We start from the raw sequence: 9141 nt of genomic DNA on the forward strand, positions 1-9141 counted from the left end.
GAGCCTGAGCGAAGCGAAGGTGAGGGATCTAGCATCCCGAGCGAGGGCCCGGCCAATCCGACGGGACGGGAGATTCCTCGCTACGCTCGGAATGACACGGGCGCTCGGAATGACAAGGGCGCTCGGAAGGACAAGGGCGCTCGGAATGACGGCCGCGCTCATACGCCCAAATCCACCTTCACCAACCGCGGCGACAGCAGATGAATCACGAGCAGCGCCGAGACGTACGCCAATCCGCACACGAGAAAGATCGGCGTGTAGTTATCGCCGTTGCGCTGGAGCACCCATCCAGTCGCGCGTTGAAACAGAAAGCCGCCCGCCGCACCGAAGAACCCGCCGATGCCGACGACCGAACCGACAGCGCGCTTCGGGAACATGTCGCTCGCCAGCGTGAAAATGTTCGCCGACCACCATTGATGCGACGCGGCCGCCACGCCCACGATCAACACGGCCAGCCACACGTTCGGCGCGCTCGGCGCGAACATCGTCGGAACGATGAGCAGCGCGGCGACGAGCATGGTCGTCTTGCGGCCGGCGTTCACCGACCAGCCACGCTTGATGAATGCGCCCGACAACCAGCCGCCGAAAATCGACCCGGCGTCGGCGAGCAGATAGATCACGATCAGCGGCGCCGCGATCGCGCCAAGCTTCACACCGTAGCGCGCGTCGAGAAACTTCGGCAGCCAGAAGAGATAGAACCACCAGATCGGATCCGTCATGCCTTTGCCGAGCGCGAACGCCCACGTTTGACGGTGGCCGAGCAGCTCGAGCCAGCGCACACGCGCCGTCGACTCGGCGGGCTCGCTCTGGATGTATTCGCGTTCGCCTTGCGAGAGACGAGGATGTTCCTGCGGCGGACGATAGACGATCAGCCAGAAGATCAACCACGTCGCGCTCAACAAACCCGTCCAGATGAACGCCGCGCGCCATCCGAACGTCAGTGCGATCCACGGCACGACGAGCGGCGTGACGATCGCGCCGACGTTGCTCCCCGCGTTGAAGATGCCGGTCGCCAACGCGCGTTCGCGCGAAGGAAACCACTCGGCGACGGTCTTGATCGACGCCGGGAAGTTGCCTGATTCACCAAGGCCGAGTCCGAAGCGGGCGAGACTGAACTGAAATGCGTTGCGGGCGAGCGAGTGCGACATCGCCGACAAGCTCCACACGACGATCGAAATCGCGTAGCCGATGCGCGTGCCGACCTTGTCGAGCAACCGTCCGGCGAAGAGAAAACCGATCGCATAGGCGGCGGTGAACCATGACACCACCGCGCTGTATTGTGTCTCCGACCAGTGCAGCTCGCGTTGCAGCGTCGGCGCGAGAATGCCAAGGACCTGGCGATCGATGTAGTTGATCGTGGTCGCGAAGAACAGCAACGCGCAGATCGTCCATCGATATCTGCCGATTTTCATCAAGGCGCCGCTCACGGCAAGTCCGGTCGCGCCGGACGCCGTGACGGCGGGATCGCGCTTAGCGCTGGACACGTCCACTGGCGTCCCCCTGCATGAGCGATTCGACTTCGCTCACGCCGACGCGGTTGATGTCGCCATGAATGGAGTGCTTGAGACACGACGCGGCGGTCGCGAACTCCAGCGCCTGTTGATCGTTCTCATATGCGCGCACACCGTAGATGAGACCCGCGGCGAACGAGTCGCCCGCGCCGACACGATCCACGATATCCGTGATGTCATAGCGCCGGCTCATCAGGAAATCCTTGCCGTTGAACAGGCACGCGCTCCACCCGTTGCGATCGGCGCTGTGGCTTTCGCGAAGCGTGATCACCTGCTTCTCGAGATTGGGGAACGTCTTCAACACCTTCTCCGCCAGCGCGCGGTACTTGTCGTGCTCGAGCCGGCCCGACGCCACATCGACGTCCACCTCGATGCCGAGCGCCTTCTGGCAGTCCTCCTCGTTCGCGATGCCGACGGTGGCGAATGCCACCAGCTCGCGCATCACGTCCGGCGCCTTCCTGCCGTACTTCCAGAGGTTCTTTCGATAATTGTAGTCTATCGAAACCGCCAGCTTACGCTGGCGGGCTTCCTTCGCCGCAGCCAACGAGAGCTCAGCGGCGCTCGCGCTGATCGCCGGCGTCACGCCGCTGACATGAAACCAATCCGCATCCGCGAACACGGCGTCCCAATCGAAATCAATTGCCTTCGCCGTTGCGATCGAGGAACCGGCGCGATCGTACGTCACGCGCGACGGACGCTGATTCGCGCCATTCTCGAGGAAGTAAATCCCGAGCCGGTCGCCTTGGCGCTTGATCATCGACGTGTCCACACCGAACGCCTTCAACGCCGCGATGCACGAATCGCCGACGTTGTTGGCGGGAATGGCGGATACGAAGCGCGCGTCGACACCGTACTGCGCGAGCGACGACGCGACGTTCGCCTCGGCACCACCGAATGTCGCTTCGAGCATCGGCGACTGGAACAACCGCTCGAAGCCGGGAGACTTGAGCCGCAACATGACCTCGCCGAGCGTGACGACGCGGCTCATACGACGACCGCCGTCTTGCCCTGCGCGGCCTCGGCCGCGCGTTGCGATGCTTCACGAATGCGATCGAACTGTTTTGCGGCAATCCAGTCCGCCGGCGCCATCCACGATCCGCCGCACGCGACAACGCGCTTGAACGCGAGATAGTGTCCGACGTTCGTGAGATTGATTCCGCCGGTCGGCATGAAGCTGACGTCGACGTACGGCGCCGCGATCGCCTTGAGAAAATCGAGTCCGCCCATCGGCTCGGCGGGAAAGAACTTCAACGTCTTGAGGCCCTTCTCCAGCGCCATCTCCACTTCAGTCGGCGTCGCGATTCCCGGATACACCGGAATGCTGTTTTCCAGACAATAGTCGACGACGCGCGCGTTGAATCCCGGGGCGACGATGAACTGTGCGCCGGCATCGCGTGCGCGCTTGGCTTGATCCCGCGTCAACACCGTCCCCGCACCAGCGAGCAGCTCGGGTGCCTCGGCGCAAATGCGCTGCAACGCTTCGGGCGCACGCGGCGTTCGGAACGTGATCTCCGCGCACGGCAGACCGCCCTCGGCCAACGCGCGTGCCAGTGGTACCGCATCAGCTGGATCGTCGATCGTGATCACCGGAGCGATGCGCACGGCGCGCAGCCGCGCCAGCGTTTCGTCGGCCGTGGCAAACGTGGTCATGACTGTGTGATAGCAGGTTCTGAAAGAAATGCGTCCAGCGCGGCAATGGCGCGACCGCTCCCGCCTCCGCGCACGATCCGAATGAGATGCTCGGCAACGAGACTGGTGAATCCCGGCACGACAGTCAGGTCCGCGTTCCACAGCGCCTCGTCACCGCACACGCGCTCGACGAACGAGACGATGTCGTCATCAACCTGCGGATCGACGGTGCGCCACTCCGCGCGAATGCGCTCGCCCTCGCCGTCTTCAGGTACAGGAAGTCCCGCGGCGCGACGCTCGGCTTGCAGCTCGCCGCGCATGAAGGCGAGATACGCCGCGAAACCAAACGCAAGCGCGGCCGGTGCGCGGCCAAAACGCTCGCCGTACGCGAGAATGGACGGCACGATACGCACGCGCATCTTCGTCGTGCCGTACAGCGTGATGTCGATCAACGCATGCTGAATGTACGGGTTCGCGAAACGCGTCAACACGTCGCGCGCGAATACCTCGGCGTCGGGTACGTCGATGCTCGGCACGATCTCCTCGAGGACGGCGCGCCGCATGAACGCGCCCACGCGCTCGTGCTCGACAGCTTCGCGCACGGTCGCCAATCCCGCGAGCAGCGCAAGCGGCACCGAGATGGTGTGGGCGCCGTTCAGAATGCGCACCTTGCGTTCGCGATACGGCCGAATGTCGGGCGTGACGATGATGCGGCTGTCCGCATCGGCGATGCGTATGCGCTGCCGGACTCGCTCATCGCCTTCGATGGCGAACAACGCATATGTCTCGCACGCGGTCAGCAGCCCGTCGCGATAGCCGAACAATTCCTCACAGCGCTGTGCCTCTTCACGCGGCGGGGCACCCGGCACGATGCGGTCGACGAGCGTGTTGCAGAACTGCACGGCTTCGGTGAGCCACGCGCCGAAGCGCGCATCGAGATTCCAGCGCCGCGCGAGCTGATGGACGATCGCACGCAAGGCGTCGCCGTTGTCTTCGATGAGCTCACAGGGCAACACGACGACGCCGCGAGACACATCGTAGTCGAAGGCCGTCGCGCGCTCGAACAGAAAGCGCGTCAACTTGCCGGGAAACGACTTCGGCGGATGCGCATTGAGCTCGTCGCTCTGGTCGAGCGTGATGCCGACTTCCGTCGTATTCGAGAATACGAGCTCGAGATCTGGATCACGCGCCACCGCGAGCACCGCGTCCCACTGATCGCGCGCCGAGATGGCGCGGCTCAGCGACGCGACGATGCGATGCCGGCGCCGCGCAATCCCGTCGTCGATGCCTTGAATCGCCAGCGTGAACAGACCGTCCTGTTCGTTGAGCATGACGTCGCGGCTGCTGCCCGTCGACGACACGGCCACGATTGAGCCGTCGAACACTCCGGCGCGATTGGCCTCGTCCACGAAGTACTCGACGAAACCACGCAGAAACGCGCCGGTTCCAAACTGTACCACTCGCTCCCGAAGCTCGAGGACCTCGGCCGGAGGAACTTCGACGTCGGTGCGGCCGCTGAAGGCGAGCAACGCCACGACCTCGCGCGAGAGCCGGGGACGATCGTGCATCTAGAGCGTGACTCCCTCTTTCCAGATGGCGATCTCGCGATAGCCATTCTTCTCGTTGTTGGTGAGCTCGCCCGACGCGACGCTCAGGATCAGCGCGAAGAGATCGTCCTCGAGCTGCGCCATCGTCTTCGTTCCGTCGAGCAGCGAGCCGGCGTTGAAGTCGATCCAGTGCGGCTTCTTCGCGGCAATCTCGCTGTTCGATGAAACCTTGATGGTCGGCACCGGGAAGCCGAGCGGCGTGCCGCGGCCCGTCGTGAAGAGCAGCAGCGTCGCGCCGCTGACCACCATCGCCGTCGACGACACGCCGTCATTGCCCGGCGACTCGAGCAGCGAAAGACCGTGATCGCGCAGCGGCTCGCCGTACCGCAACACGCGCGAGACCGGCGCGCGTCCGCCCTTCTGAATGGCGCCGAGCGATTTCTCCTCGAGCGTCGTCAAGCCGCCGGCCTTGTTTCCCGGCGACGGATTCTCGTACACCGGCTGATTGTGCCGCAGGAAGTAGTTCTTGAAATCATTGACCATGTTCACGACGCCGTCGAACACCTCCGGCGACGTCGCACGATTCATCAACTGCTGCTCGGCGCCGAACATCTCGGGTACTTCGGTGAGAATCACGCTGCCGCCGAGCGCCGTCATGCGATCCGCCACGCGGCCGAGCAACGCGTTGGCGCTGATGCCGCTGAACCCGTCGGAGCCGCCGCACTTGTGGCCGAGCACGAGCTCGGTCACCGGCACGTCGACGCGCTTGTCCTGCGAGATCCGCTCGATGAGCTTCGCGACCGCGCCGGTCCCTTCCTCGAGCTCGTCGATCACGTCTTGCGTATTGAAGAACGCGACGCGCTCGCGATCGATGTCGCCGGCGAGCGCCATCAGCTCGTTGAGCTGATTGTTCTCGCAGCCGAGGCCGAGGATGAGCACGCCGCCGGCGTTCGGATGACGCAGCAGGCCGGCGAGCACGCGTTGAGTATTCTTTAAATCGTCGCCGAGCTGGCTGCAGCCGTACGGATGCGCGAAGGCGTGGATGCCGTCCACTTTCCCCGCGTACCGCTCCGCCGCCTGTCTCGCGATCCGCTCGGCCGCATGATTCACGCAGCCGACGGTGTTGAGCACCCAGAGCTCGTTGCGGGTGGCGGCCTTGCCGTTGGCGCGGCGAAACCCTTTGAAGACGGGCGTATGGGCGTGTGGGCGTATGGGCGTATGGGCGGTGCGCGGAGAATACTTGTAGTCGAGGACACCGCTCAGAGCGGTCTTCAAGTTGTGCGAGTGGATCCAGTCGCCTGGCTGAATGTCTTCCGTGGCGTTGCCGATGGGGACGCCGTACTTCATTACTTGCTCGTCGCGCGCGATGGGGGCGAGCGCGAGTTTGTGGCCGGCGGGTACGTCCTGGCGCGCGACGACTGACGCGCCATCGACGATCACGCGCTCGCCGGCCGCGATCGGACGCAGCGCGATCGCGACGTTGTCGCGATCGGCGATGCGGATGACCGCGGGCTTCTCCGGTGTCACGCCTCGCCCCCCGACACCGCGCGAACCCGTCCCGGCTCGGCACGGCTCGCGGCACGACTGATATCTCCGAAGCGGTACGTCTCCTTCGCCAGGTCGTACGCCAGCGCGCGCGCCATGACACGCGCATCGTTCATGTCGACGATGTGCCGCGCGACGAGGCCGCCTAGAAAGTTCGCATCGATACGCCGCGCAAGATCGTGGCGCGCGGGAATCGAGCAAAACGCGCGCGTGTCATCGTTGAAGCCGGCGGTGTTGTAGATCCCCGCCGTCTCCGTGACCTGCTCGCGGAAGCGCGTCATGCCTTGAATGGAGTCATGGAACCACCACGGCGGTCCAAGGCGCAGCGCCGGATAGTGTCCGGCGAGAGGCGCCATCTCACGCGCGTAGTTGGTTTCGTCGAGTGTGAACAGCACGATCGTCAGGCGCGGGTCGTTGCCATAGGTATTTAGCAAATTGGAAAGATTGCGCGTGTACTCCGTCGCAACCGGAATGTCGCCGCCCTTGTCCGCCCCAAAACGTTCGGCCACCAGCACGTTATGATCGCGCATGGCGCCGGGGTGCAGCTGCATCACCAGCCCGTCCTCGATCGACATGCGCGCCATTTCCATCAACATGTGCGCCTCGAAGCGGCGCTGATCGCCCGGGGTCGCCTGCCCCGCCAACGCGCGCGCGAACAGCTGCGATGCATCGAGGTCGCTCAACCGCTCGGTGTATGGCTCGACGACGGCGTGATCGGTCGCCGTGCCGCCGAGTGACTTGAAGTAGCGGCGCTGCGCGGCGAGAGCGTCGATGAAGTTGACATACTCGCCGATCGGACGACCGACCGCGGCAGCGAGCGCCTGGATCTCGCCGCGCCAGGCGCGGGTCGCAATCCGGAAGACCGCATCGGGACGGAAGGTCGGAACGACGTTGCCGCTCCAGTTCGATTCGCGAATCGCGCGATGATGCTCGAGCCGATCCGAGGCTTTGTCCGTCGTCGCGAGCACTTCGATATTAAAGCGATCGAACAACGCCCGCGGACGATACTCGGGCGACGCCAGCCGCTCGGCGATCTGATCATAGATCGCCTGTGCCGTACCGCCGTCGAGCTTCTCGCGAACGCCGAACAGGTCGTGGAGCTCGTGATCGAGCCACACGCCCGTCGGCGTTCCGCGGAACAGATAGTAATGCTCGGCGAACCGCTGCCAGATCCTGCGCGGATCTGTTTCGACGGGGGTGCCGTCGCGCGTCGGAACGCCGAGCGATTCCATGCAGAGCCCACGGGAATAAAGCATCCGGAAGATGTAGTGATCCGGAACGATCAGGAGTGCGGTGGGCTCGGGGAATGACTGGTTCGTGGCGAGCAGCGCGGGCTCGACGTGCCCGTGCGGGCAGATGAGCGGAAGCTCGCGCGTCTCTTCATATATGGAACGGGCCGCGGTTCGGATGGCGGGATCCGAATCGAAGAATCGATCCTCGTTCAGGAGGAGCGGCTGGTGGATGCCACGTTTCATAAGGCCTGGTGGGAAAGGCGGATATTGCGCGGGGCCAGCATTTGTTCAAATTACGAACAATATCGGCCGCGCAATAGTCCCGTATATTGGCCGCCACGCGATATCAGCTGAACACAGACCCGGCTCACGTCGCGTGGACTTGTTGGTATCTCATTGCCGAACAATAACTTAGCGATGCGTAAGATCAACACACGCAGCTTCGTACGGGCGACGCGGTCCACGACGCGTGACATCAACCGGCAGATCCTTCTGAACCTGGTTCGAGAGCACCAACCGGTTTCGCGAGCTGATCTGGCTCGGAGCATGGGAATTGGCCGCGGCATGATTACGTCGCTCGTTGGGGAGCTGATTGCCGACGGATTTCTGTACGAGGGCAGCACGATCAACGCGCCGCGCGGGCGCAAACCGATGATGTTGTACGTTCGCACGCAGGATCGATTGGCGGTCGGCATCGATGTCCGGTTCAGCCGCACCTATCTGATGTTGAGCGACTTCGCCGGCAACGCGATCGCGACGGAAGCGTTCGACACGGTGCCCGAGCCCGACGAGCTCGTCAAGCTGTTGGCGCGCCGCATCGCTCGACTCCTGAAAACGAACCAGGCCGAAAAGAAATGCAACGGCATTGGACTCGTGATCCCGGGCATGATCGACCAGAGCACGGGGCGCGTGCTCAACGCGCCTCAGCTTGGCTGGCGCGATGTGGATGTGCGCGACGCCCTCGCCGAAGCGACGGGATACGAAGTGCACATCGAGAATGCGCCGATCGCGTGTGCGATCGCGCAGATGTGGTTGGGCGAGCGCGGATCGGAGACGCCGCGCGATTTCGTGTACGTCACCGTTTCCGACGGCGTCGGCACCGGGATCGTGATGAATGGCGAGGTCGTGCGCGGGCACGACTACACGGCCGGCGAGTTCGGACACATTCCCGTGGATCCGAATGGACCGGGATGTTTGTGCGGCGCGCGTGGGTGCCTCGAAGCGTACACGTCGAATCTGGCGACGATGTCGCGCTACATGGGCCGCGAGTTTTCGCGCAAGGAAGCGCGCCACCTGCTCCGCGAGTCCGGCTTGACGATCACCGACGTCATCGATCGCGCGAAACATGGCGATGCCAAGGCGCTCGCCGCCCTCGAAGAGACCGCGCGATATCTGGGCCGAGGGTTGGCGGTGATCGTGAACTCGTTGAATCCTGCGCAGATCTTCATCGGCGGCGAGATCACGGACGTCTGGGATCACGTCGAGCCGATCATCCGGGAAGGAATCGCGGAGCGTGCGTTGACCCCGGTGGCGGCGGAGACGCCGTTGCTGCCGGATCCCGCGAGCAGTTATCCGCGGTTGCGTGGGGCGACGGCGCTTGTGGCGGCGCCGGTGTTTGCGGCGCCACGAGTGGCATGAGTGCGGGCGTATGGGCGTATGGGCGTATGGGCGTATGGG

At 64.2% G+C, this 9141-nt stretch carries 7 protein-coding genes; 1 reads left to right on the forward strand and 6 read right to left on the reverse strand.

From position 1 onward, the window contains the following. Nucleotides 1-158 precede the first annotated feature (158 nt). From VN706_07225 to uxaC, 6 genes are read right to left on the reverse strand one after another with little or no spacing between them, the layout of a single operon-like run. Nucleotides 159-1484, reverse strand: coding sequence for an MFS transporter (locus tag VN706_07225; GenBank protein HXT15406.1), 1326 nt, complete (start codon nucleotides 1482-1484; stop codon nucleotides 159-161). Further along, complete coding sequence (locus VN706_07230) at nucleotides 1471-2499, reverse strand: sugar kinase (protein HXT15407.1); 1029 nt, start codon at nucleotides 2497-2499, stop codon at nucleotides 1471-1473. The genes VN706_07225 and VN706_07230 overlap by 14 nt, the downstream gene beginning before the upstream one ends. Next, nucleotides 2496-3161 carry a bifunctional 4-hydroxy-2-oxoglutarate aldolase/2-dehydro-3-deoxy-phosphogluconate aldolase gene (locus tag VN706_07235; protein ID HXT15408.1) on the reverse strand — a complete coding sequence of 222 codons (666 nt, stop codon included), beginning with the start codon at nucleotides 3159-3161 and terminating at the stop codon, nucleotides 2496-2498. The genes VN706_07230 and VN706_07235 overlap by 4 nt, the downstream gene beginning before the upstream one ends. Then, on the reverse strand, nucleotides 3158-4708 hold the full coding sequence (locus tag VN706_07240) for a tagaturonate reductase (protein HXT15409.1): 1551 nt from the start codon (nucleotides 4706-4708) through the stop codon (nucleotides 3158-3160). The genes VN706_07235 and VN706_07240 overlap by 4 nt, the downstream gene beginning before the upstream one ends. After that, nucleotides 4709-6214: an altronate dehydratase family protein gene (locus VN706_07245; GenBank protein HXT15410.1), complete on the reverse strand. Its 1506-nt coding sequence runs from the start codon at nucleotides 6212-6214 to the stop codon at nucleotides 4709-4711. Next, the gene (uxaC, locus tag VN706_07250) at nucleotides 6211-7707 is read right to left on the reverse strand and encodes a glucuronate isomerase (GenBank protein HXT15411.1); all 1497 of its coding nucleotides are present in this window, start codon (nucleotides 7705-7707) and stop codon (nucleotides 6211-6213) included. Before uxaC ends, VN706_07245 begins: the two co-directional genes overlap by 4 nt. Nucleotides 7708-8010: 303 nt before the next feature. Between uxaC and VN706_07255 the strand changes: the two genes are divergently transcribed. Next, nucleotides 8011-9102, forward strand: coding sequence for an ROK family protein (locus VN706_07255; GenBank protein HXT15412.1), 1092 nt, complete (start codon nucleotides 8011-8013; stop codon nucleotides 9100-9102). The last annotated feature ends 39 nt before the right edge of the window (nucleotides 9103-9141 follow it).

Source organism: Gemmatimonadaceae bacterium (genome assembly GCA_035606695.1).
Classification (GTDB): domain Bacteria; phylum Gemmatimonadota; class Gemmatimonadetes; order Gemmatimonadales; family Gemmatimonadaceae; genus JAQBQB01.

Coding starts and splice junctions, on each gene's coding strand:
- VN706_07230 (HXT15407.1), bottom strand. CDS start 2,499: ATGAGCCGCGTCGTCACGCTCGGCGAGGTCATGTTGCGGCTCAAGTCT.
- VN706_07235 (HXT15408.1), bottom strand. CDS start 3,161: ATGACCACGTTTGCCACGGCCGACGAAACGCTGGCGCGGCTGCGCGCC.
- VN706_07240 (HXT15409.1), bottom strand. CDS start 4,708: ATGCACGATCGTCCCCGGCTCTCGCGCGAGGTCGTGGCGTTGCTCGCC.
- uxaC (HXT15411.1), bottom strand. CDS start 7,707: ATGAAACGTGGCATCCACCAGCCGCTCCTCCTGAACGAGGATCGATTC.
- VN706_07255 (HXT15412.1), top strand. CDS start 8,011: ATGGGAATTGGCCGCGGCATGATTACGTCGCTCGTTGGGGAGCTGATT.